Origin of the sequence: Pseudoalteromonas sp. SG43-1 (assembly GCF_014164415.1) — a bacterium.
Lineage (GTDB): Bacteria > Pseudomonadota > Gammaproteobacteria > Enterobacterales > Alteromonadaceae > Pseudoalteromonas > Pseudoalteromonas distincta.
Genome location: NZ_JACJFD010000002.1, coordinates 61263 through 86539, shown reverse-complemented (window position 1 = coordinate 86539; position 25277 = coordinate 61263). Strand labels below are relative to the sequence as shown.

Annotated in this window: 23 protein-coding genes; 9 read left to right on the top strand and 14 right to left on the bottom strand. The window is 39.4% G+C overall.

Annotated elements, in window-relative coordinates:
• Positions 1-3: 3 nt before the first annotated feature.
• From H5159_RS02500 to seqA, 5 genes are all read right to left on the bottom strand, one after another.
• Positions 4-981, bottom strand: coding sequence for an alpha-ketoacid dehydrogenase subunit beta (locus H5159_RS02500; protein ID WP_165723475.1), 978 nt, complete (start codon positions 979-981; stop codon positions 4-6).
• Positions 981-2195, bottom strand: a complete 1215-nt coding sequence (locus tag H5159_RS02495) for a thiamine pyrophosphate-dependent dehydrogenase E1 component subunit alpha (protein WP_182737360.1) — start codon at positions 2193-2195, stop codon at positions 981-983. Before H5159_RS02495 ends, H5159_RS02500 begins: the two co-directional genes overlap by 1 nt.
• Positions 2196-2460: 265 nt before the next feature.
• Positions 2461-3513 carry a succinylglutamate desuccinylase gene (astE, locus tag H5159_RS02490; protein ID WP_182779645.1) on the bottom strand — a complete coding sequence of 351 codons (1053 nt, stop codon included), beginning with the start codon at positions 3511-3513 and terminating at the stop codon, positions 2461-2463.
• 119 nt (positions 3514-3632) lie between these two features.
• On the bottom strand, positions 3633-5270 hold the full coding sequence (gene pgm / locus H5159_RS02485) for a phosphoglucomutase (alpha-D-glucose-1,6-bisphosphate-dependent) (protein WP_182692743.1): 1638 nt from the start codon (positions 5268-5270) through the stop codon (positions 3633-3635).
• Between the two features lie 9 nt (positions 5271-5279).
• Entirely contained in the window at positions 5280-5876 is a 597-nt protein-coding gene (gene seqA / locus H5159_RS02480; protein ID WP_182711206.1) for a replication initiation negative regulator SeqA, read from the bottom strand.
• 220 nt (positions 5877-6096) lie between these two features.
• Here seqA and H5159_RS02475 point away from each other — a divergent pair, with 220 nt between their 5' ends.
• The 5 genes from H5159_RS02475 (at position 6097) to fur (ending at position 8634) form a co-directional block, all read left to right on the top strand.
• The gene (locus tag H5159_RS02475) at positions 6097-6864 is read left to right on the top strand and encodes an alpha/beta fold hydrolase (protein ID WP_002962931.1); all 768 of its coding nucleotides are present in this window, start codon (positions 6097-6099) and stop codon (positions 6862-6864) included.
• A 95-nt stretch (positions 6865-6959) separates the two neighbouring features.
• Positions 6960-7181: a DUF2788 domain-containing protein gene (locus tag H5159_RS02470; protein ID WP_002962930.1), complete on the top strand. Its 222-nt coding sequence runs from the start codon at positions 6960-6962 to the stop codon at positions 7179-7181.
• A gap of 2 nt (positions 7182-7183) precedes the next feature.
• Positions 7184-7462 (top strand): LexA regulated protein, encoded by a 279-nt coding sequence (gene ybfE, locus H5159_RS02465; protein WP_002962928.1) that lies wholly within the window; start codon positions 7184-7186, stop codon positions 7460-7462.
• A 14-nt stretch (positions 7463-7476) separates the two neighbouring features.
• Positions 7477-8004 (top strand): flavodoxin FldA, encoded by a 528-nt coding sequence (gene fldA / locus H5159_RS02460; protein ID WP_007586856.1) that lies wholly within the window; start codon positions 7477-7479, stop codon positions 8002-8004.
• A 186-nt stretch (positions 8005-8190) separates the two neighbouring features.
• Positions 8191-8634: a ferric iron uptake transcriptional regulator gene (gene fur / locus H5159_RS02455; RefSeq protein WP_002962922.1), complete on the top strand. Its 444-nt coding sequence runs from the start codon at positions 8191-8193 to the stop codon at positions 8632-8634.
• Positions 8635-8908: 274 nt separating this feature from the next.
• On the opposite strand, the gene glnS is transcribed toward fur, so the two are convergent.
• Positions 8909-10567: a glutamine--tRNA ligase gene (gene glnS / locus H5159_RS02450; RefSeq protein WP_182779644.1), complete on the bottom strand. Its 1659-nt coding sequence runs from the start codon at positions 10565-10567 to the stop codon at positions 8909-8911.
• 218 nt (positions 10568-10785) lie between these two features.
• On the opposite strand from glnS, the gene H5159_RS02445 reads away from it, so the two are divergent.
• The gene (locus H5159_RS02445; RefSeq protein WP_182719822.1) at positions 10786-11856 is read left to right on the top strand and encodes a DUF3083 family protein; all 1071 of its coding nucleotides are present in this window, start codon (positions 10786-10788) and stop codon (positions 11854-11856) included.
• Positions 11857-11914: 58 nt separating this feature from the next.
• Here H5159_RS02445 and sucD read toward each other — a convergent pair whose 3' ends face one another.
• From sucD to sdhC, 8 genes are all read right to left on the bottom strand, one after another.
• Entirely contained in the window at positions 11915-12787 is an 873-nt protein-coding gene (gene sucD, locus H5159_RS02440; RefSeq protein WP_002961811.1) for a succinate--CoA ligase subunit alpha, read from the bottom strand.
• Positions 12787-13953 (bottom strand): ADP-forming succinate--CoA ligase subunit beta, encoded by a 1167-nt coding sequence (gene sucC / locus H5159_RS02435; protein ID WP_002961809.1) that lies wholly within the window; start codon positions 13951-13953, stop codon positions 12787-12789. Before sucC ends, sucD begins: the two co-directional genes overlap by 1 nt.
• Positions 13954-14130: 177 nt before the next feature.
• A complete protein-coding gene (gene odhB, locus H5159_RS02430; protein WP_039487977.1) occupies positions 14131-15648 on the bottom strand; it encodes a 2-oxoglutarate dehydrogenase complex dihydrolipoyllysine-residue succinyltransferase in 1518 nt (505 codons plus the stop codon).
• Positions 15649-15651: 3 nt separating this feature from the next.
• Positions 15652-18471 carry a 2-oxoglutarate dehydrogenase E1 component gene (gene sucA, locus H5159_RS02425; RefSeq protein ID WP_182719821.1) on the bottom strand — a complete coding sequence of 940 codons (2820 nt, stop codon included), beginning with the start codon at positions 18469-18471 and terminating at the stop codon, positions 15652-15654.
• Positions 18472-18562: 91 nt separating this feature from the next.
• Complete coding sequence (locus H5159_RS02420; protein ID WP_002961804.1) at positions 18563-19279, bottom strand: succinate dehydrogenase iron-sulfur subunit; 717 nt, start codon at positions 19277-19279, stop codon at positions 18563-18565.
• 10 nt (positions 19280-19289) lie between these two features.
• Positions 19290-21062, bottom strand: coding sequence for a succinate dehydrogenase flavoprotein subunit (sdhA, locus tag H5159_RS02415; RefSeq protein ID WP_002961801.1), 1773 nt, complete (start codon positions 21060-21062; stop codon positions 19290-19292).
• Positions 21063-21410: a succinate dehydrogenase, hydrophobic membrane anchor protein gene (gene sdhD, locus H5159_RS02410; protein WP_002961798.1), complete on the bottom strand. Its 348-nt coding sequence runs from the start codon at positions 21408-21410 to the stop codon at positions 21063-21065.
• The gene (sdhC, locus tag H5159_RS02405; RefSeq protein WP_122975019.1) at positions 21401-21778 is read right to left on the bottom strand and encodes a succinate dehydrogenase, cytochrome b556 subunit; all 378 of its coding nucleotides are present in this window, start codon (positions 21776-21778) and stop codon (positions 21401-21403) included. The genes sdhD and sdhC overlap by 10 nt, the downstream gene beginning before the upstream one ends.
• Positions 21779-22198: 420 nt before the next feature.
• On the opposite strand from sdhC, the gene H5159_RS02400 reads away from it, so the two are divergent.
• The 3 genes from H5159_RS02400 (at position 22199) to H5159_RS02390 (ending at position 25277) form a co-directional block, all read left to right on the top strand.
• Positions 22199-23485, top strand: coding sequence for a citrate synthase (locus H5159_RS02400; RefSeq protein WP_002961796.1), 1287 nt, complete (start codon positions 22199-22201; stop codon positions 23483-23485).
• 115 nt (positions 23486-23600) lie between these two features.
• Positions 23601-24827, top strand: coding sequence for a SufS family cysteine desulfurase (locus H5159_RS02395; protein WP_182693765.1), 1227 nt, complete (start codon positions 23601-23603; stop codon positions 24825-24827).
• A 33-nt stretch (positions 24828-24860) separates the two neighbouring features.
• A complete protein-coding gene (locus H5159_RS02390) occupies positions 24861-25277 on the top strand; it encodes a SufE family protein (protein WP_165723481.1) in 417 nt (138 codons plus the stop codon).

The following is a 25277-nucleotide window of genomic DNA, read 5'->3' as shown; positions in this document are numbered from 1 at the left end:
CCCCTAAAAATCCATTGATTGTTTAATTGCAGCCAACACTTTTAGTGCGTCCGGTACGTATTCTTTTTCAAGTGCCAACGGGTATGGTGTATCTAGACCACATACACGTAAAATTGGCGACTCTAAATGCAAGAAACACTCTTGTTGTATTGTTGCTGCTATCTCGGCACCAAAGCCATTAGTTATAGGCGCTTCATGGCTCACAATTAAACGGCCGGTTTTAATAACCGATTTAGCAATCGTTTCAACATCCCATGGTAAAATACTACGAAGATCTATTACTTCACAGCTTATACCTTGCTCGCTTGCTTGCTGTGCTGCCTCTTCAATAATCTCCATTTGAGCACCCCACGCTAAAAGCGTAATATCGGTACCCTCTTGTACTACTTCAGCCGTGCCTAATTCAATACTATAATCTTCTTCTGGCACTTCGCCTGTTGATGCACGATATAAACGCTTAGGCTCAAAAAATATGACAGGGTTATCATCTTTAATAGAGGCACGTAATAAACCCTTAGCTTGATAAGGGTTACGCGGTACAACCACTTTTAAGCCCGGTGTATGTGCAAAATAAGCTTCGGGTGATTGCGAGTGATATAAGCCACCAGCAATACCACCGCCATAAGGCGTACGAATAGTTAAGTTACCTACATTAAATTCATTACCACTGCGATAACGAAATTTAGCGGCTTCATTTACTATTTGATCAAACGCTGGGAAAATATAATCAGCAAATTGAATTTCTGCTAATGCAGGCGCACCAAATGCCGCTAAACCATTAGCAAAGCCTAAAATACCTTGTTCGGTTAAAGGCGTATTAAAAACGCGATGCTTACCGTACTTTTCTTGCAAGCCTGATGTTGCTCTAAATACACCACCGAAGTAACCAACATCTTCGCCAAAAATACAGGCTTGAGGGTGTTCGTTCATCGTAATATCGAGGGCAGAGTTAATTGCGTGGAGCATGTTCATTTTAGCCATTACTTAATTCTCCCTGCAGTTACTGGGTAAGCATCTGGATGCTGTTTTATATGTTCTTTTAATTGCTCGTACTGACGTTGCAATAATGGAATTGGTGTATCGTAAACGTCAGATACCAATTCTTCTAAAGCCGGCTTGGCAACAACTTCAGCACGCTTAAGCGCTGCTAAAATTTCTTCACGAATCGACTCTTTTGCTTTTATGTCGTCTTCTTCGTTTAACCAATCTTGCTTGACCAACCATTTTCTAAATTTATCAATAGGACAGATTTGATTATTTGCCTCTTCATCTTTAGAGCGATAACCACTGGGATCGTCTGATGTAGAATGCGCGCCTAATCGATAAGCAATCGATTCAATAAGTACAGGCTCACCTTGTGTTGAGGCTATTTCGCGTGCTTTTTTGGTCGCTGTATACACAGCAAGTGCATCTGTGCCATCAACACGAATTGTTTTAATACCATAACCTACACCACGCGACGCAATACCATCGCCTTTAAACTGTTCATCAGCAGGGGTAGATATGGCATAGCCGTTATTACGTGCAAAAAATATAACCGGCGCTTTGTGAACAGCCGCCATATTTAAGCCCGCATGAAAGTCACCTTCTGATGCAGCACCTTCACCAAAGTAACAAATAGTCACGTTATCAATTGTGCTTGCAAGCTCACCTGTTTTAGCGTCGATATGCTTTATTTTTTGACCATATGCATAACCTGTTGCCTGTGGTATTTGCGTACCCAGTGGCGATGAAATCGTCATGTAGTTTAGCGCTTTAGAGCCATAATGGATTGGCATTTGGCGACCTTTACCTAAATCCAATTCATTTGAGAACATTTGGTTCATAAATTGATCGAGTGTAAAACCACGATAATGTAGTGCAGCTTGTTCACGATATTGAGCCATGATCATATCGTCTTGATCAAGAGCAGCAGCAGAGGCTGTAACTGCGGCTTCTTCGCCTAGGCATTGCATATAAAAACTAACACGACCTTGGCGCTGCGCGCCTTGCATACGTTCATCTAACAAACGTATAAAACGCATTGTTTCATATAACTTAATAGCGGTATGTTTTGAAATATCAGGTGCTGTTGCACTAGGATGAATGTCGCCGTCCTCAGTTAAAATACTAAGGGTTGGAATATTAAGTGCTTGGCCATCAATAAATTCAAGCTCGTGGTTAATATTCAGCGATACGTTATTTGGATTACTCATAACCTACCTTCTTTTGTTGTCGGTAAAACAGTGCCCCTTTAAATTATTATTGTGGGTGATTGTTGCTGGTTAAACTTTGCAACATCTGCACTATCTTTAATTAAAGCTGCCAACACTTTACGTTAACGTAAAGTGTTATTCAACACATCTGGGACGAAACAAAAGCAAATACAGGTTAAATAAGTGGCAAGTTAACGATACGGTTACTTTAATTAATAGTAATCATATAGTTAACTTGAAGCCAGTAGTGGTCTGATGAGTTTAATTAGACGAAATTGCTATCAATATCCATTGGAATAACAGTAAGCAGTGCTCTTTGGCCTAATGCTACGCTCGCATTTGGAAATATAATAGCCTCACCTTCAACGTCAGCGTAAATCGCTGTATCACCGTCGGTTGCAAGTAGTTCACCTTTCGCAAAGCCAGTAAAGTTTTCAGCATCATCAGAAAAAGGGAAACTAAAATCATCCTGCGTTCTATTAATTGTGCGGTGCACTGCAAATAACTCAAACTCACTTGCATTAAAATCAGGGTATTTAACTTCATTTTGGCTAATTAATGCAGTTAATGTTTGCTTTGTTTTTTCAAAGCGGGCCATATCATTTTGGCCAAATGGCTTAACCTGACCCAGCTCTACCGTAAACGAGTCTGCACCATGAACAAACGACGAATAATAGCTAAACGTTGTTGCGGGTGATTTCATCATAAGTACGGTATTTACACCACAGCTCAATAAAAATTGTAACTGTGACTTTTTCCATGGCTTACCATGTAAAAATGGATACACAGCAAATTTTTCGTTTTTAGAGCCTCTAATTGCAGTGTGTAAGTCGTAATGACATCGGCTACTGCCTTGCTGGCCACGGGCATAAAAGTCACTTACGTATTGCTCAAGCTTTGCAGCGCGGTTTCGTTCATTATTCATTGGTACACCTTCAACTGTATGGTAACCATTAAATAATCTATTTAAGTTTTCTTCTACAAAACGCAGGCCAATATTAATTGATTGTGGATTACCATAAATAAATAAAACACGCTGTTTAAGGACTAGCTCACCTTTTATAATTTGTTTAATGAGCGCATCACAAATTTCAATTGGCGCAGTTTCGTTACCGTGTACAGCGCTTGAATAAATTACATCTTTGCTTGTTTTAACAGCAGGTTGAAACTCAATTACACCGGTATCGTGTATATTTACACGGGTTCCATTATCTAAAACAAATTCACCTGCATCTAAATGCCATTCGTTGTCACGACTAAGCGTTAAAAAATCGCCCGTTTGTTTTAATTCATTTAAGTAAGATGGATTGGCTGACATGTAATAAGCCCTTTAAAAATAATGTGAGAGTAAACTCTTATGCATATATATGCACAAGGTAGAGGTATAGAAACAAAAACGGCTGAATAAATCAGCCGTTTTAAAATTATTAGATTAAGTTAGCTTATAACTGAATCTACAAGCTTTTTAGCTTCTTTTTCAAGTAACGCTAAATGCTCTTCACCTTTAAATGATTCAAGGTATATTTTATAAATATCTTCAGTACCTGATGGACGCGCTGCAAACCAGCCATTTTCAGTGACCACTTTTAAACCACCAATTGCCGCATCGTTACCTGGTGCATGAGTCAGTTTTTGCAAAATAGGTTCGCCAGCAAGTGTATCTGCTTTAACATCAGAAGCACTTAATGCTTTTAAACGTGACTTTTGGCCGCTTGAGGCCGGTGCATCAAGGCGTTTATAAATTGGAGAACCAAACTCTTGTTCTAGTTCTTTATAAAGCGCTGATGGAGTTTTACCTGTTACTGCAAGTATTTCTGCAGCAAGTAGTCCCATAATAAAGCCGTCTTTATCTGTACACCATACAGAGCCATCAAAACGTAAGAATGCAGCACCTGCGCTTTCTTCGCCACCAAATGCAAGCTTGCCTTTGCTTAAGCCTTCAACAAACCATTTAAAGCCTACGGGTACTTCTTTTACTTTTCGATTATTGCGCGCTGCTACTTTATCGATCATAGAGCTAGAAACCAGTGTTTTACCAATCTCTACTGTTTCATTCCAATCACGGTGTTTAAGTAAGTAATCAATTGCCACTGCTAAAAAGTGGTTTGGATTCATTAAACCATCTGGCGTTACAATACCGTGGCGATCGTAGTCAGGGTCGTTACCAATAGACACATCAAAGTCATCTTTTAATGCAATAAGGTTTGCCATTGAATAAGGTGATGAACAATCCATACGAATTTTGCCATCTTTATCAAGTGGCATAAAAGCAAAACGTGGGTCAACAACATCATTAACGACGGTTAAATCTAAATTATATTTTTTAGCAATAACAGGCCAAAAATTAATACCTGAACCACCTAGTGGATCGATACCAATTTTGATACCTGCATCGCTAACGGCTTTTAAATTAACGATATTTGCTAAATCATCAATATAAGGAGTCATTAAATCTTCGTAGCGAATAAAGCCTGAACGTGAAGCTTTAGCGAATGGGAATAACTCAACTTCAACCAAGTCTTCTAATAAAAGTTGATTTGCTCTGTCTTCAATCCACTTAGTGACGTCGGTATCAGCAGGTCCGCCATTAGGTGGATTGTATTTAAAGCCACCATCTTCAGGAGGGTTATGTGAAGGCGTAACAACAATCCCGTCTGCAAGCTCATTTGGGTGCAGCTTGTTATGGCTAACTATGGCGTGGCTGATAACTGGCGTTGGTGTAAAGTCACCGTTTTCTTGCGTTATCACTTGCACTTCGTTAGCAACTAAAACTTCAATAGCTGAATTAAATGCAGCCTCACTCAGTGCGTGTGTGTCTTTACCTAAAAATAACGGACCAAAAATATCATTTTGTTTTCTATAATCACAAATAGCCTGAGTAATCGCTAAAATGTGTGACTCGTTAAATTTAACATCGTAAGAACAACCACGGTGGCCTGATGTACCAAAAGCAACACAATGCTCTGGATTTTGTTCAAGATCAGGTTCGTTTAAGTAATACGCAGATACTAATTTAGGTACGTTAACCAGTGCTGATTGTGGAGCAGTTTTGCCTGCGCCTGAGTGAATAGCCATTATATTTCCTTACAGGTAATCGCGAATTTTTTCAGCTTGCTCTGCACTATATCCAAGGCAAAGAGCAACTTCATGAAGCATCATTTTTTTACGCGTTGTATTAGAATTTGTCATAACCCAATATTCACTATCAGTTATGTTTTTAGGGTTCATACTACTACCGCTATTTACTAAGGCTTCTTTACTAGTAGCAAAGTAAACACGGTCACGCCCTTTAATATCTAGTACAGCCGAAAAATCAGTTTTATGTGTGCGGTAAAATGCACTTAAAATAAACAAAAAGCGCCCAACAACACCCTTCTGCATTGCCAGCTCTTCTTTATTTAATACATTAAAAACATTATCGCTTTTTTGCTTCACGGGTGCGTGAGCTACAGGCGTTTGTTTTTTTGCAGTCTCAGCAGCAGGTAGCTCTGAGCTTTTTAATGTGGCGGTAGACGTAGTCGCAGTTTGATTATTTTGAGTTAGTTCTACGTTTGCGGTTTGAATTTTTTCGCCGCTCAGATTTAATAAACGACGTAAAATAGTGGATGCACTTTCACCAATACTTTGCGTATTGCTTGCAATATACTGATATAACTCGTCGTCTATGTCGATTTGTTTCATGTTCTTCCTGTCATTACGGGTCACATTTTTTTCTCCCGTGTGATTATACCCAAACCAATCAGAAATGCGAGTTACAACAAGCACTCCCGTAAACATATTAATATTTACTAGATTGTTGTTGATTTAACAAACAAAAGCCCAATTTAATAAATAGTCGCTGTATTTTTTGCTTTTTAGAGCAATGCTCGGCAAACTATGGCGAAATTTTCAGGAGGCGTGTATGCAGTTAAATTACAAGCAACAAGGGCAAGGCCCTAATGTTATTTTGATCCACGGACTTTTTGGATCATTAGAAAACCTAAATGTAATCGCAAAACCATTAAGTGAACACTTTAATGTTATTAACGTTGATTTACGCAACCACGGGCTTTCTCCTCATAGTGATGAAATGAACTACCCTGCAATGGCTCAAGATATTGTCGAGTTATTAGCACATTTAAACATAGATAAAGCTCATTTAGTTGGGCATTCTATGGGTGGGAAAGTCGCAATGGAATTAGCACTAACACACCCTGAACTGGTAAATAAATTGGTTGTACTTGATATCGCACCTGTTAGTTACCCTGCTCGCCACACAAAAATATTACAAGCATTAAAAGCAGTTTCAACGCAGTCAATAGACGATAGAAAGCAAGCTGATGCAATTATGCAGCCTTATATTGAAGAGCTGGGGGTTCGACAGTTTTTACTTAAAAGCCTCGCTAAAAATGAAGAAGGTCATTTTGCATGGCGATTTAACCTAAATGTGCTTGACGAAAAATATTCGACAATCACGTCCAATGTTAATGAAAACAATTCTTGTTTATGCGATACTCTTTTCATCAAAGGTAATGATTCTGACTATATATTGCCCGAGCATCGTACTGCAATTACAGCACGCTTTAAAAACACCAAGGCTAAAATTATTCATGGCGCAGGTCATTGGCTTCATGCTCAAAAGCCTCTTGCTGTTAATAAAGCGATAAATGACTTTTTAACTGCGGTTTAAAGCAATTTTAATCGCGTGTTTTTAATTCAGCGCACTAAATATATGAATATTTATATGCTATAGTACGCGCCGTTTAATTTAAAGGTTATACGTTGATGGTCAGTCAGTTAATTAACGAATTTGATACCCTAGGGTTGTATTTTGGCTTAGCCGGTATTTTCATATTCATCGGCATGGCAATTAAAGACGTACTAAAAAGTGGCAATGTACCAAAGTTCGGACAATACATTGTTTGGGGCGTGCTCTTTTTAGGTTGTTCAGGCTTTATTGCTAAAGGGCTTATTCAAGTATTTTGGCAAGGCGCAGGTGTAGGTTAAGCATGGCGAAGTCAGAAACAGATAGAACTACACTCGATTTATTTGAATACGAAAAACGCCCAGGCAGACCTAAAACCAATCCCCTTTCTCGGGATATGCAGTTAAAGGTAAATAAACGTAATCAAATAAAAAGAGATAAAGCACGTGGTTTAAAGCGTGTTGAATTTAAAGTTTCATCGCAGTTATATCAAGCATTGAGTGATATGGCAGATGCACAAAATATTAGCCGTAGTGCGCTGATTGAAACGATTTTACAAGAAAGATTGGCTATTGATACATAAAAGGTTTTAAATCCATGGCAAGTGTAGGCATTTTTTTCGGAAGTGACACAGGTAACACAGAACACGTAGCAAAAATGATCCAAAAAGAATTGGGTAAAAAGCTAGTGGCTGTTCATGATATTGCAAAAAGCTCTAAAGAAGAGATTGCTGAATTTGATTTAATCTTATTCGGTATCCCTACTTGGTACTACGGTGAAGCTCAATGTGACTGGGATGACTTTTTTCCAGAACTTGAGGAAGTAGACTTTGAAGGTAAACTTGTTGCTATTTTTGGTTGTGGTGACCAAGAAGATTACGCTGAGTACTTTTTAGATGCAATGGGCATGATCAACGATATTGTTACTGAACGTGGCGCTATTGTTGTGGGCCATTGGCCAAGTGAAAGCTATGACTTTGAAGCGTCTAAAGGTATGGCTGATGATAAGCACTTTGTAGGTTTGGGTATCGACGAAGACCGTCAACCAGAGCTTACAGAACAACGTGTTAAAGCATGGTCTGCTCAAGTATATGAAGAAATGTGTTTAAGTGAATTAGCTGACTAATTTACTGCATATATCGCTAGCTGTTTAAATAATTATCAAACAGTTAGCGTTTTAAGCTTTAGTGGCAATATATATCAATTGTTCTTTGCACTTAACGCTTAGGCACGTTATCCTGTTTGTTGCTAATGTGTCGTGTACATCTTTGCAAGATGTCTAGTATAACCAAATAAAATTGAGACAGATTTAATGACTGATCATAACTTGGAACTTAAAAAAGCCGGTCTAAAAGTAACTTTACCGCGTATTAAAATATTAGAGATTTTACAATCTCCAGATAACCAACACATCAGTGCTGAAGATGTTTACAAAATTCTTTTGGATCTAGGTGAAGAAATTGGTCTTGCAACTGTATACCGCGTACTTAACCAATTTGATGATGCGGGTATTGTAAGCCGTCATCACTTTGAAGGCGGAAAATCAGTATTTGAACTTTCTGGAAGCACTCACCACGATCATTTAGTATGTTTGAAATGTGGCAAAGTGGTAGAGTTTGAAGATGACATGATTGAGCGTCGTCAACTAGAAATTGCTGAAGAAAATGGTATTACTCTTACAAACCATTCTTTGTATTTATACGGTGAGTGTAATGATAAAGCAGCGTGTAAAGAATTTAGCGACGCTAACAGCTAATATCGCTTTTAAAAGCAATAAAAAAACCTGCTAAGTGCAGGTTTTTTTTGTGCCTAAAAGACAATAGTAATAAATATACCCAGTAAATCCTGGGTATATTTTAAGTATTATACCAATCCGCAATAATACTTGATCATTTCGCGGGGCTAAACGTGTCGCTACCTGCGTTAAAAAATGCTCATTTAGAACAACTAAATAGCGAATTTTTTGCCTAGCTATCAACACGTTTTTCCAGCCTCAAAATAGATCACTTAATTAAGCGAATTGGTATTACTTATTGAGTTTTAGACCATGAATCGCGAAGACCCACTGTTTGATTAAATACAACGTTCTCTGATTTAGAATCACGAGAGAAATAACCTGTACGCTCAAACTGAAAGCCCTGCTCTGCTTGTGAATTAGCAAGCGATGGTTCTAATTTAGCATTAGGTAAAACAACCAGTGACTCCGGGTTTAGCGTAGTTTCAAATTCCTCTGCAGCTGCTGGATTTGGTACGCTAAACAAGCGGTCGTATAAACGAACTTCTGCACTAATAGACTCTGGTGCTGAAACCCAATGAATAACACCTTTTACTTTACGACCATCACTTGGGTTTTTACCAAGTGTTTCGCTGTCGTAAGTACAGAAGATAGTTGTGATTTCGCCATTTTCGTCTTTTTCAACACGCTGCGCTTTAATAACATAAGCACCACGTAAGCGTACTTCTTTATCAAGTACTAAACGTTTGAATTTGTTATTCGCTTCTTCTTTAAAGTCTTCTCGTTCAATATAGATTTCACGAGTAAATGGAACATCACGACGCCCCATTTCTTCTTTATTTGGGTGATTAGCCACTGATAAAGTTTCAACTTTATCTGCATCGTAGTTTTCAATAACGATTTTAACAGGATCGAGTACAGCCATTGCACGTGGTGCATTTTCGTTTAAGTCTTCACGGATACAGGCTTCAAGCATGCCCATTTCAACCATATTCTCTTGTTTTGTTACACCAATACGCAAACAAAATTCACGGATTGAACCTGGTGTATAACCACGACGACGTAAACCTGCAATAGTAGGCATACGAGGGTCATCCCACCCTTCTACATAGTTATTTACTACTAAATCATTTAGCTTACGCTTTGACATAATAGTGTATTCAAGATTTAAGCGCGAAAACTCAATTTGCTGTGGGTGACATTCTAAACTAATGTTATCAAGTACCCAGTCGTATAAACGACGGTTATCTTGAAACTCTAATGTACATAATGAATGTGTAATACCTTCAAGCGCATCAGAAATACAGTGAGTGAAGTCATACATTGGGTAAATGCACCACTTGTCAGCTGTTTGATGATGATGAGCAAAACGTACACGGTAAATAATTGGATCGCGAAGCACCATAAATGAGCTTGCCATATCAATTTTAGCACGCAGTACACATTCACCTTCTTTGAATTCGCCAGCGCGCATTTTTTCAAATAACGCTAGATTTTCTTCAACTGAAGTATCTCTATAAGGACTGTTTTTACCTGGCTCTTTTAATGTTCCACGGTGCTGTCGTGCTTCGTCTGCAGTTAAAAAACAAACGTACGCTAAGCCTTTTTCAATAAGCTCTACTGCGTAACCATATAAAGTATCAAAATAGTTAGAAGAATACTTTATGTCGCCATCCCAATTAAAGCCTAACCACTGCACATCTTCTTTAATAGAATTAACGTAGTTAATGTCTTCTTTTTCTGGATTTGTATCGTCAAAACGTAGATTACATAAGCCATTATAATCTCTAGCGATACCAAAATTTAAACAAATTGATTTGGCATGGCCAATATGCAAAAAACCATTTGGTTCAGGTGGAAAACGTGTATGCGTAGTCGCATGTTTTCCACTTGCTAAGTCTTCATCAATTCGGGTTCTAATAAAGTTACTTGGGCGATTCTCAATTTCCGCCATAGGAGTGTGATCCTCTAAATATTACGTAATAACAAAACTAATGCATTATTACAAAAACATACACTAACATACAGCAATAGATTAAGGTTTATTTTAGATATTGATTAACTTTAATCCACTTGTTCAATTGTTTATGAATAAAATTTGTTTTAACGCAACATTTAGGTCATCAAAGCCAATTATAGTAGCTAAATAACCTACTTTATAAGGATTCTAAGATGGCGACACTTAATCAACACCGTGTATATATTCCAACTAATGCACGCGCTAACCACTATTTATTGGCTGAAATAATACCTAATGAAGCATTTTATAATAGCTTTAGCACTATAAACTGTTGCTACGAGCGTATTGCGCGTCAATTATTTGCATGTTGTGATGAGTATGAACTGCATAATGTACATTTATTAGCAAACGATAAACTACCGGTTGTACGCTTTCATGATGAGTCATATCAACTAGAAACCGACAAGCAGATGTTGTTTTTTTATAACCCTCGTTATCACGAGGCACATAAAATTTATTACTCACCAGATATAAAAAGTAAGAAAATACGTTTCTTGTTTTTAGCCACGGGTGAAGACTTACGTGCAAACTCAGCTTTGTTTCACAATAGAGTGCAAAAAGTATTAAACTTACTCCAAGAACAGTTATTTATAAATCAGCCCCAATTTAAACTTCGCGATCACCAACATCTAACTTACGATTTATTTGCTAAAGATAAGGGAAATAAAGAGAGTTATGGATATAAACTCAGAAGCCTCTACCCTCGTTATCAATCAAGGCAATGTAATATTCCTAGTGACTATGCTGAAATGACTTACGCAACATTTACCATTGCGCTTTCTCGGGCCATCAAAACACAGTTTCAAACAATGGTGAACAATAACGATGTGGAAAAGTTTTATGATTACTTTGCAGATAGTTTTAAACGCGCATGTGAACAAAACAAACTAACACACGGTGCAATGGTAGCTAATGGCGCAATACCCATTGTCCGAAACAGTAAAATAGATAAAAATGAAGGTAATACAGAGTTACAAAAGTTGAGTTTTGATGTTGAATCAAATGAAAATCAAATTAAGTATTTTTATGAAACAACAAAATTAGTAGAAACACTACATTTTGTTATTGTCGCAACGCAGCAGGATAAACATGAAATTGGTTATGGCCGCTTTATGAACCAAGTAGAGAAAACAATTCATGCATTATGTAACGAGCTGGCCATAAATAAGCAACGACAAGATTTGTCTGTACGCTTTTTTCAGCATATTAGTTATCCGTTCTAAATTTACCTCAATAACAAAAAGGCCCGCATAAGCGGGCCTTTTCAGAGGAAACAAGCAATTACCAGCCTGTTTTCTCTTTAAGTGCTTTACCGATTTCAGCAAGTGAACGTACAGTTTTTACGCCCGCAGCTTCTAATGCAGCAAATTTCTCATCAGCAGTACCTTTACCGCCTGCGATGATTGCGCCAGCGTGACCCATACGCTTACCTTCTGGTGCAGTAACACCAGCAATGTAAGATACTACAGGTTTAGTTACGTTAGCTTTGATGTACTCTGCAGCTTCTTCTTCTGCAGTACCACCAATTTCACCAATCATTACGATTGCTTCAGTTTGTGGATCTTTTTCGAACATTTCTAGAACGTCGATAAAGTTAGTACCTGGGATTGGATCACCACCAATACCAACACACGTAGACTGACCAAAACCAGCATCAGTAGTTTGCTTAACCGCTTCGTACGTTAAAGTACCAGAGCGAGAAACAATACCTACTTTACCAGGTTTGTGGATGTGACCAGGCATGATACCAATCTTAGTCTCACCAGGAGTAATAACACCTGGACAGTTAGGACCGATCATACGAGTACCTGTTTGATCTAGTTTAACTTTAACGTCAACCATATCAAGCGTAGGGATACCTTCAGTGATACAAACAATCAGCTCGATGCCAGCATCGATAGCTTCTAAGATTGCATCTTTACAGAAAGGAGCTGGTACGTAGATAACTGAAGCAGTTGCGCCAGTTTCTTGAACAGCATCACGAACTGTGTTGAATACAGGAAGACCAAGGTGCGTTTGACCGCCTTTACCTGGGCTTACACCACCAACCATTTGTGTACCGTACTCAAGCGCTTGCTCTGAGTGGAAAGTACCTTGGCCACCAGTGAAACCTTGACAGATAACTTTTGTATCTTTATTGATTAATACAGACATTATTTGCCCTCCGCAGCAGCAACAACTTTCTCAGCAGCGTCTGTTAGTGATTCAGCAGCAATGATATCTAGACCTGAGTTCTTAAGAACTTCACGACCTAATTCAGCATTAGTACCTTCTAAACGTACAACTACAGGTACATTTACGCCAACTTCTTTAACTGCGCCAATGATACCTTCAGCAATCATGTCACAACGTACGATACCGCCAAAGATGTTTACTAAAACAGCTTTAACATTATCGTCAGAAAGGATGATTTTGAATGCTTCAGAAACACGTTCTTTAGTCGCGCCGCCGCCAACATCTAGGAAGTTAGCCGGTTTGCCGCCGTGTAGGTTTACGATGTCCATAGTACCCATTGCTAGGCCTGCACCGTTAACCATACAACCAACATTGCCATCTAGAGCAACGTAGTTAAGCTCGAAGCTTGCTGCGTGTGCTTCACGTGCATCTTCTTGAGATGGATCGTGGAACTCACGGATTTTAGGTTGACGGTAAAGTGCATTACCATCAATACCGATTTTTCCGTCAAGACAGTGAAGGTTACCTTCGTCTGTAATTACTAACGGGTTGATCTCAAGTAGTGCGAAATCAAAATCAGTAAACATGTTACCAAGACCCATAAAGATCTTAACAAACTGCTTCATTTGTACTGGGTTCAGACCCAATTTAAAGCCTAGTTCACGTGCTTGGTAAGCTTGAGGACCCACTAATGGATCAATTTCAGCTTTGTGGATAAGCTCTGGTGTTTCTTCTGCAACAGTTTCAATTTCAACGCCGCCTTCAGTAGACGCCATGAAAACTACTTTGCGAGATGCACGGTCAACTACTGCACCTAGGTACAATTCGTTAGCAATGTCAGTACAGCTTTCAACTAAAATTTTAGCTACTGGCTGACCTTTCTCGTCTGTTTGGTAAGTAACTAGGTTTTTACCCAACCAGTTAGCTGCAAACGCTTTTACTTCGTCGATAGTTTTTACTAGCTTTACACCGCCAGCTTTACCACGTCCACCTGCGTGAACCTGAGTTTTAACAACCCACATATCACCGCCGATTTTTTCAGCAGCTGCTGCAGCTTCTTCAGGTGTATCGCAAGCGAAACCCTGAGAAACTGGTAAACCATATTCGGCAAAAAGTTGTTTTGCCTGATACTCATGCAAATTCATGATGCTTTATCCAATTTTTTATACTAAAAGAGCTGAATATTTTTTCAAATAAACAACTATCCCAAATTGCGCACCTAGTATAGATCCCAAGGCTTAACATGAAAACCCCAGTAAGACCAAAGGCGCAAAAAAAAAGCTGTGAATGTTCATTCACAGCTTACATTTCATACAACTAGATTAAACATCTAGCAATAAGCGAGTTGGATCTTCAAGTAACTCTTTAATAGTCACTAAGAAACCAACTGATTCTTTACCATCAATGATACGGTGGTCATAAGAAAGAGCTAAATACATCATAGGAAGTATTTCTACTTTACCATTTACAGCCATCGGACGGTCTTGGATTTTATGCATACCCAAAATTGAAGACTGTGGCAAGTTAATGATAGGTGTAGATAGTAATGAACCAAATACGCCGCCATTAGTAATAGTGAAATTACCACCGGTCATATCTGCAAGCGTTAGCTTACCATCACGACCTTTAAGTGCTAATTCGCGAATACCCTTTTCGATTTCAGCAACAGATAGTTTGTCACAATCTTTAAGTACTGGAGTAACTAAACCACGTGGAGTAGATACTGCAATGCTGATATCAAAATAGTTATGGTAAACAATATCGTCACCATCAATTGATGCATTAACATCTGGGAAGCGTTTAAGTGCTTCAGTTACCGCTTTCACGTAGAAAGACATGAAACCTAAACGAATGCCATGACGCTTTTCAAATACTTCTTGGTACTGCTTACGAAGGCTCATGATTGGTTCCATGTTCACTTCGTTGAATGTTGTTAACATTGCAGTTGAATTTTTAGCTTCAAGAAGACGTGTAGCAATCGTTTTACGCAGGCGAGTCATAGGAACACGTTTTTGAGTACGATCGCCCATCGGTGCTGCAGGAGCAGAAGCTTCTGCTTTTTTAGCCGCTGGCGCTGGTGCTTTTAAGAACGTATCAACGTCTTCTTTAGTTACGCGGCCATTTTTACCCGTGCCGTTAATTTTAGAAGCGTCTAAGCCTTTCTCAGCAATTAAACGACGAACTGATGGTGTTAACACATCTGAACTTTCGCTAGAATCTGCTGCTGGCGTTTCGTCTGCTTTTGCAGCTGGAGCCGCTGGTGCACCGCCTGCTTTAACCGAACCAATTACTTGCTCGCCTAGTACAGTATCGCCTTCGTTGTGAATGATATCACCCATGATGCCATCTTCTTGAGCTACTACTTCAAGAACAACTTTATCTGTTTCAATATCTACCAAGTTTTGGTCGCGTGTTACTGCGTCACCTGGTTGTACATGCCATGTAGCAATTGTTGCGTCTGCAACTGATTCTGGAAGTACAGGTACTTTAATGTCCACTTCTTTACCTTCTGATGCTGGTGCTGATTGCGCCGCTGGCGCGTCTTCTGATTTAGCTGGTGCTGATTCTTCTTTAGATGAACCTTCACTTGCTGGCGCTGCATCAGCATCACCAAGTAAACCCATAACTTGATCGCCAAGTACGGTTGCACCTTCTTCTTGTGATATTTCTGTAATTACACCGTCATGCTGTGCAACAACTTCTAAAACCACTTTATCTGTTTCAATGTCTACTAAGTTTTGATCGCGAGTTACTTTGTCGCCAACACTTACATGCCATGTAGCAACGGTAGCATCTGCAACCGACTCAGGAAGAACAGGAACTTTAATTTCTGTGCTCATTGCTTATCCTTTATTTTCTATAGTAAGCGCGTCGGCAACGAGCGCTTGTTGTTCTTTAGTATGTACTGACATGTAACCACACGCTGGTGATGCAGACGCTTTACGTCCTGCATATTTTAATTTAGCACCTTGTGGGATTGCATCAATAAAGTGATGTTGTGAACAATACCATGCACCTTGGTTTTGTGGCTCTTCTTGACACCATACAAAATCAGTTACGTGTTGGTAACGCTCCATAATTGTTTGCATTTCGTCATGTGGGAACGGATATAACTGCTCAACACGAACAATAGCAATATTATCTTGCTCTAGCTTACGACGCTCTTGTAATAGTTCGTAATAAACTTTACCACTACAAAATACAACGCGTTCAACTTTCTCAGGGTTAATATCATCAACTTCGTCGATCATATTATGGAAAACACCATGCGATAGCTCTTCAAGCGATGAAGTTGCAAGAGGATGACGAAGCAACGACTTAGGCGTCATAACAATCAACGGACGACGTAGTGGTCGAACTGATTGACGACGAAGCATAGCGTAAACTTGTGCAGGAGTAGATGGAACACATACTTGCATGTTGTGATCAGCACATAGTTGTAGGAAACGCTCTAAACGAGCTGAACTATGTTCTGGACCTTGTCCTTCGTAGCCATGTGGTAACAAAATTGTAAGACCACATAAACGGCCCCATTTTTGCTCACCAGAACTTAGGAATTGGTCAAATACAACTTGTGCACCGTTGGCGAAATCACCAAACTGTGCTTCCCAAAGTACTAATGAAGTAGGCTCTGCAGTTGCATAACCGTATTCAAAAGCAACAACAGCTTCTTCAGATAAAACAGAGTCAAATACTTCAAAAGTACCTTGATCTTCGCTTAAGTGCTGTAGAGGTGTATAAGTAGCGCCGTCTGATTGACTGTGAACAACAGCATGACGATGGAAGAATGTACCACGCCCTGAATCCTGACCAGTTAAACGAATGTCAGTGCCTTCAGTTGCAATTGTTGCATAAGCAAGTGTTTCTGCCATACCCCAATCTAGAGGTTTCTCACCAGAAGCCATTAATTTACGATCATCGTAAATCTTTTTAACGCGTGACTGTGCTTTATATTGCTCTGGGTAAGAAGCGACTTTCTCACCGAGTGCTTTGAGCTCTTCAACAGGTACGCTGGCATCGTAATCAACATTCCATTCATGGCCAACATACTTTGCCCAATCTGAAGAATGCGATGTCTCTGGTTGTATTTCTGAAACAACACAGTTGCCTTCGTCTAATGCATTACGGTACTCATCAGCAAGTGCTTTTATTTCTTGTTCAGAAAAAGAGCCTTCAGCTATAAGTTGATCTGCGTAAATTAAACGTGGAACTGGGTGCTTTTTAATTTTTTGGTACATAACAGGCTGAGTTGCATTAGGCTCATCAGCTTCATTGTGACCATGGCGACGGTAACATACTAAATCGATTACTACGTCACGTTTAAACTGGTTTCTGAAATCAAGTGCAATTTGAGTAACAAATGCAACTGCTTCAGGGTCATCAGAGTTAACATGGAAGATAGGTGACTGAACCATTTTAGCAATGTCAGTACAGTAATCTGTAGAGCGTACATCGTCTTGTTTTGATGTAGTAAAACCAACTTGGTTATTTACAACAATACGAATACTACCACCACAACTAAACGCGTTAGTTTGTGATAAGTTAAACGTTTCTTGTACAACACCTTGGCCTGTAACCGCAGAATCACCATGAATTGTAATTGGTAAAGCTTTAATACCAGAACTGTCACCTAAGCGATCAAGACGAGCACGTACTGAGCCCATAACAACTGGATTTACAATTTCAAGATGAGACGGGTTAAACGCAAGCGCCATATGAACATTGCCACCTTTAGTAGCAAAGTCAGATGAATAACCCATGTGGTATTTAACATCGCCAGAACTTAATGTTTCTTTATGTTTACCAGCAAACTCATCAAATAATTCTGATGGATTTTTACCAAGTACATTTACAAGAACATTTAAACGACCACGGTGAGCCATACCAATAACAGCTTCTTGTTGGCCGCTTTCACCTGCGCGGTGAATAAGCTCTTTTAACATTGGAACTAGCGCATCGCCACCTTCAAGTGAGAAACGCTTAGCACCTGGGAACTTAGCCCCTAAATATTTTTCAAGTCCGTCAGCAGCAGTTAATCCTTTTAGGATACGCAGCTTTTCGTCTTTTTCGAATTTTGGCCTAGACTGGACAGATTCTAAACGCTGTTGTAACCAACGCTTTTCCTCTGTTGATGTGATGTGCATATACTCAGCGCCAATTGAACCACAATATGTAGTTTTTAGTGCTTGGTATAGTTCACCTAAAGGCATAGTATCGCGGCCTACGGCAAACGATCCTACGTTAAACTCGCGGTCAAAATCACTTGAAGATAAGTCGTGGTACTCTAGCTCTAAATCTCGTACACGCTCTCGTTGCCAAATACCTAATGGATCTAGGTTTGCATTTTGGTGTCCACGAAAACGGAAAGCATTAATAAGTTGTAGAACTTTAACCTGTTTAAGGTCACCGCCACTACCCTCTGCTACCACTACTTCTCTATGCTTGTTTTTTGCAAGCTGTGCAAACTGCGTTCGAACTTCTGAATGTTTTACTTCAACATCCACACCATCAACTTTAGGTAATTGTTCGAACACTTCTCGCCATTCATCTGGCACAGAAGTCGCATCGTCTAAATACGCTTCATAAAGCTCTTCTACATAAGCAACGTTGCCGCCGTTTAAATGTGAAGATTCTAGCCATGCCTTCATCACACCTTCGTGCATTTATAAGCCCTTTTCTTTAGCGCAGAAATTAATAGTTATCATAACAAGATGGCTAATAATCTGTATTAGCCATCTTACGTTTACTAAGTAATCAAACCGCTCGGTTTAATAACATAGATTTGATTTGCCCAATTGCTTTAGTCGGGTTAAGACCCTTAGGACAAACGCTAACACAGTTCATGATACTGTGGCAACGGAACACACTGAACGCATCGTCTAAATCCGCTAAACGTTCTTCAGTTGCTGTATCTCGGCTATCAGCTAAGAAACGGTAAGCGTGAAGAAGGCCTGCTGGACCAATGAACTTGTCTGGATTCCACCAGAACGAAGGACACGATGTCGAACAACATGCACACAAAATACACTCATATAGCCCATCTAATTTATCACGTTCTTCAATAGATTGAAGACGCTCGCCTGCTGCAGGCTGATCATTAATTAAATAAGGTTTAACTTTTTCGTACTGAGTGTAGAACTGACTCATGTCAATAACAAGGTCACGAACCACAGGTAAGCCTGGTAATGGACGTACTACAATTTTACCTTTGCCATTTTTTTGTAGCGTAGATAAAGGAGTAATACATGCTAAACCATTTTTACCATTCATGTTAACACCATCAGATCCACACACACCTTCACGGCATGAACGACGAAAAGATAGTGTAGGATCTTGTTCTTTTAAAAGAATAAGTGCATCTAACACCATCATGTCGTGACCTTCCTCTGTTTGCAAGGTGTATTCTTGCATACGAGGAGCGTTGTCAACATCTGGATTATAACGATAAACTGAAAATTGTACTTGTGCCATCGTCTATCTCCTAGTAAACACGTGCTTTAGGTGGGAAAGCTTCACGCGTTTTAGGCGCATAGTTTACATCACGCTTACTCATTTCATCCGTTACAGGATTGAATACTGAGTGACATAACCAGTTTTCGTCATCACGATCTGGGTAGTCAAAGCGAGAATGTGCACCACGGCTTTCTGTACGGAAGTTTGCAGCTACTGCAGTTGAGTAAGCTGTTTCCATTAAGTTATCTAGTTCAAGACATTCGATACGCTGCGTATTGAAGTCTGATGATTTATCATCAAGACGAGCATGTTGCAGACGTTCACGAATTTCTTTAAGTTCTTGAAGACCAGAAGCCATTGAATCGCCTTCACGGAATACCGAGAAGTTAAGCTGCATACATTGCTGTAGGTCTTTTTTGATTTGAACTGGATCTTCACCTTGGCCAGCCGTTGAATTTTCCCAACGGTTGTAACGTGCAAGAGACGCTTCTAAATCTGACTCTGAAGCCGCTTTTGATACTTCAACATCTTTAAGGTACTTACCTAAGAAGTTACCAGCAGCACGGCCAAATACAACTAAATCTAGTAATGAGTTACCACCTAGGCGGTTTGCACCGTGTACAGATACACATGCAATCTCACCAACAGCAAATAAACCTTCAACTACTTTTTCGTTGCCTTGAGCATCGATTTGTAGTGCTTGTCCATTTACGTTAGTAGGAACACCACCCATCATATAATGACAAGTAGGAATTACTGGAATTGGCTCTTTAGCTGGATCAACGTGAGCGAAAGTTTTAGCTAAGTCACATACGCCAGGAAGACGTAGGTTAAGCGTTTCTTCACCTAAATGGTCAAGTTTCAGCTTGATATGAGGACCCCAAGGACCATCACAACCACGACCTTCACGGATTTCAGTCATCATTGAACGCGCAACAACATCACGAGACGCTAAGTCTTTTGCATTTGGTGCGTAACGTTCCATGAAGCGCTCGCCATCTTTATTTAAAAGATAACCGCCTTCACCACGACAACCTTCAGTTACTAGCGTACCAGCACCTGCAATACCCGTTGGGTGGAACTGCCACATTTCCATGTCTTGCATAGAAATACCAGCGCGTGTTGCCATACCAACACCGTCACCGGTGTTAATGTGAGCATTTGTTGTTGATGCGAATATACGACCTGCACCACCAGTGGCTAATACAACTGCTTTAGATTTGAAGAAAGTGATTTCACCTGTTTCAATCTCAATTGCTGTACACCCTACTACATCGCCATTGTCGTTTTTAACTAAGTCAAGTGCATACCACTCAGAGAATACATTTGTTTTGTTTTTAACGTTTTGTTGATATAGAAGATGAAGTAAAGCATGACCAGTACGGTCAGCTGCAGCAGCAGTACGTGCGGCTTGTTCACCACCAAAGTTTTTCGATTGACCACCGAAAGGACGTTGGTAAACACGGCCATTTTCAAAACGAGAAAATGGTAGTCCCATGTTTTCTAATTCAGTAATAGCTTCTGGGCCAGTTTGACACATGTATTCAATAGCGTCTTGGTCACCGATAAAATCGGAACCCTTAACGGTATCGTACATATGCCATTCCCAGTTGTCTTCGTGTGAATTACCAAGCGCTACTGTAATACCACCTTGAGCAGATACAGTGTGTGAGCGCGTTGGAAATACTTTAGATATTAATGCACACGTTTTGCCAGATTCTGTAATTGCTAAAGCAGCGCGCATACCAGCACCACCTGCACCAATTACTACGGCGTCAAATTCACGAACAGAATATTTCACTTAAACACCCCATAATACGATTAGACCAATAGCTACGTAAGCAACGGCCATTAGGTTTAAAACAAAACCTAATACAGCACGCAACTTCGAACACTTAACATAGTCTGTAAGAACTTGCCAAAGGCCAATGCGGGTATGAACCATAATGCAAATAAGGGTAATTAAAGTAAACCCTTTCATTGCTAGGTTAGAGAAGAGGCCTGTCCAGGCTTCGAAAGTGACTTCTGGCGTCGCTAAAAAATAGCCGATAATAAAAATCGCGTACGCGCTGATTATTAATGCCGTGGTACGTAAAGATACGAAATCTTGTACACCATCACGTTTTAGAGTTGCTTGATTTAAAACCATATCCACACCCCTGCCAATACGGCAAACACAACACCAAGAGCCATTGATACTTTAGCGCTGAGGTTACCTGATTCAAGTTCTTCCCAATGTCCCATATCCATAATCATATGACGGATGCCACCAATAAGGTGATAACCTAATACAGAAACAGTGCCCCAAGCTATAAATTTGGCAATGAATCCGTTAAACAGACCCTTGACGAATTCAAAACCTTCAGCTGAAGAGAGAGACTCAGACCAAGCCCAAATGACAAACGTTAAAGCAAAAAACAATGCAACACCGGTGACGCGGTGAAAAATTGAAGCTTTAGCCGTTGCCGGCATAGATATAGTTGTTAGATCTAGATTTACAGGTCTTTGCTTTTTCACAGTTACTTGCCCATCTTTGCTCACAGTGGAGCTCATCTACTTGTTTTTCTAAAAACCCACCAAATATTACTGATGGAACTATCAGAATAAACGTATCAAAATAGTTAAAGTTCACAAAACAGTAAATTTTAAGCTGTTAAGAATATGTTTACCCAAATACAATACGGTTTAAAACCACCGTTAGTATATATACCCACAGGACTTTTTACAATTCTTGTTTATTTAGAGATGTTTGCGAATTAGCCAATAGTATTATATTTAATTAATACCGAATATTTATTATACATATATGCATAATGTTTATAAAAATTGACTTTAACCCCCTCTTTCACGTTAAAATGCGAAGATGTGCTTAAAACAGATTTCAGAACTTTAAAATCTAAAAATCAGAATAGATATCTTAATAGGAGATACATAGCGATGGCAGATAAAAAAGCCACAGTCCATATTGATGGACTAGATCCAATCGAACTTCCAATTTATCAAGGCACTGCTGGCCAAGATGTAATCGACGTACGTACGTTAGGTTCACATGGTCACTTTACTTATGACCCAGGTTTCATGTCGACTGGTTCTTGTGAATCTGCAATCACCTATATTGATGGTGGTAAAGGTGTACTACTTCACCGTGGTTACCCAATTGAGCAATTAGCTGAAGATTCTAACTATATTGAGCTTTGCTACTTACTTTTAAATGGTGAGTTACCTTCTAAAGAACAATACGAAGTTTTTAAGAATGAAATCACTACAAGCACTATGCTTGACGAGAAAATTGCTAACTTTTTCCAAGGTTTCCGCTTTGACGCTCACCCAATGGCAATGCTTTGTGGCGTAGTGGGTGCATTATCATCTTTTTATCATGAAGACCTTGATATTACTGATGCAGAACAACGTAAAACAAGTGCAGTTAAGCTAGTTGCTAAGTTACCAACTATTGCTGCAATGGCTTATAAAACAAACATCGGCCAACCGTTTGTATACCCACGTAACGATTTAAGCTATGCAGAAAACTTCTTACACATGATGTTCTCTGTGCCTGCTGAAGAATATAAAGTTAACCCTGTAACTGCTAAAGCTATGGATAAAATCTTTATGCTTCATGCAGATCATGAGCAAAATGCATCGACTTCAACAGTTCGTCTTGCTGGTTCATCAGGTGCTAACCCGTATGCATGTATTGCAGCTGGTATTGCTTCTTTATGGGGACCTGCTCACGGCGGCGCTAACGAAGCATGTTTAAACATGTTAGAAGAGATTGGCTCTGTGGATCGTATTGATGAATACGTTGCTAAAGCTAAAGACAAAGCTGACCCATTCCGCCTTATGGGCTTTGGTCACCGCGTTTACAAAAACTTCGACCCACGTGCTACAGTAATGCGTCAAACGTGTCATGAAGTTTTAGCTGAGCTAAATATCCAAGATCCACTTCTTGATATTGCTATGAAGCTTGAGCAAATTGCCCTTGAAGACCCGTACTTTGTAGAGAAGAAACTATACCCTAACGTAGATTTCTACTCTGGTATTATCTTAAAAGCGATTGGTATTCCAACAAGCATGTTCACTGTAATTTTTGCAATGGCACGTACTGTTGGTTGGATCACTCACTGGGATGAGATGCTATCTCAACCTGGTCATAAGATCAGCCGTCCTCGCCAAATGTATACTGGTTACACTCAACGTGACTACGTATCAACTGACAAGCGTTAATTAGCGCTGGTTAGTTTAAAAGGCCGCATTTTGCGGCCTTTTTTTATTAACAGCACTTGAGAATTATCATAAACCGATTACAATCCCTGCCTTAAAAACACTATGTAGATGAGCTATGCCTACTTTAAAGTTTGATATAAATAAAATTAGAAAAGACTTCCCGACATTAAATCAAACAATAAACGGCTGCCCGCTTGTTTATTTAGACTCAGCAGCAACCTCACAAAAGCCTCAATCAGTTATAGATACAATTACTGAGTTTTATACGTCTCAAAATGCAAATGTACACCGTGGACGCCATACACTTAGCGAACAGGCCACTTATTCTTATGAACAAGTCCGGGATAAAGCTGCAAGGTTTTTTAATGTCTTAAGTAAAGAGATTGTATGGACTAAAGGTGCTACAGAAGCCATAAATTTGGTCGCTAACGGCTTAAAAAAGCGTTTAGATGAAAGTCATACCATAATAATATCTCCGCTTGAGCATCACGCAAACATAGTGCCTTGGCAACTAGTAAGCCAACAGACGGGAGCTAAATTAGTCTCTCTGCCGCTAAATAATAATGGCACGCTAAACACCCAACAATGCTGTGAATTTATAAAAGAAACAAAACCTGCCTTATTAGCTATTACACAAGCATCGAACACACTGGGTAATATCACTGATTTAAAGCCACTAATTGTAGCTGCAAAAGAGGTGAATTCGCTTGTTTTAGTGGACGGAGCCCAAGGTGCACTGCATTTAAAACCCGATTTACGTGAATTAAACTGTGACTTTTATGTTTGCTCAAGCCATAAAATGCTCGGTCCAACAGGCTTAGGTGTACTTTATGGCCAATATGAAGAGCTAAATACGCTAGATATTTACCAATCCGGCGGTGAAATGATCGATAAAGTTTACTTAACTCATAGCACTTATCGCCCTGCGCCTGCAAAATTTGAAACTGGCACACCAAATATTTCTGGAGTTTTAGGCTTTGGTGCCGCATTAGACTATTTAAATGAATTAGATCACGTGCAAATACAGCAATATGAACAAGAATTGTTTAGTTACGCGGCACAAAAATTGGTAAAGGTGGATGGCATTACCATATTCAGCAACCTATCTGACAATATTGGTACACTCTGTTTTAATTTTAAAGATGAACATCCTTATGATTTGGCAACTTTACTTGACGGATATGGGGTTGCAGTCAGAAGTGGACACCATTGTACGCAACCATTAATGACACATTTAGGGCTTAATGGAACGTTAAGAGCGAGTTTTTCTTTTTATAATACCTACAAAGATGTAGATATATTCATTGATTCACTTAAAAAATGTATCGCTTTATTAGATTGAACGCCAGTTTAATAGAATTAATTAGGATAACTCATGACAAATACGTTTAAAAAAGTCACAGAATCTATAAAAAATGCGACCGCTTGGCAGCAAAAATATCGTGAGATAATGCTTTTAGGAAAAACGTTACCGGCTTTAGCTGATGTTTTGAAAACTGATGATGCACTTGTACCAGGCTGTGAAAGCAAAGTATGGATGTTCGTTGAATTTGACTTAACCGAAAATACACTTGTTGTAATAGGTGACTCTGATACTCGTATAGTAAAAGGATTATTAGCCATTATTTTAGCGCTTTACAACGGGCTTACACCAGAACAGGTAGTGAATAAAAATGCGTATGAAGAATTTGAAAAGCTCGGCCTTATAAGCCACTTAAGCGCATCACGTGGTAATGGTATTAAAGCCATGGTTGATAAGATACAAACCATGGCACAACACAAGCTTAGTTAA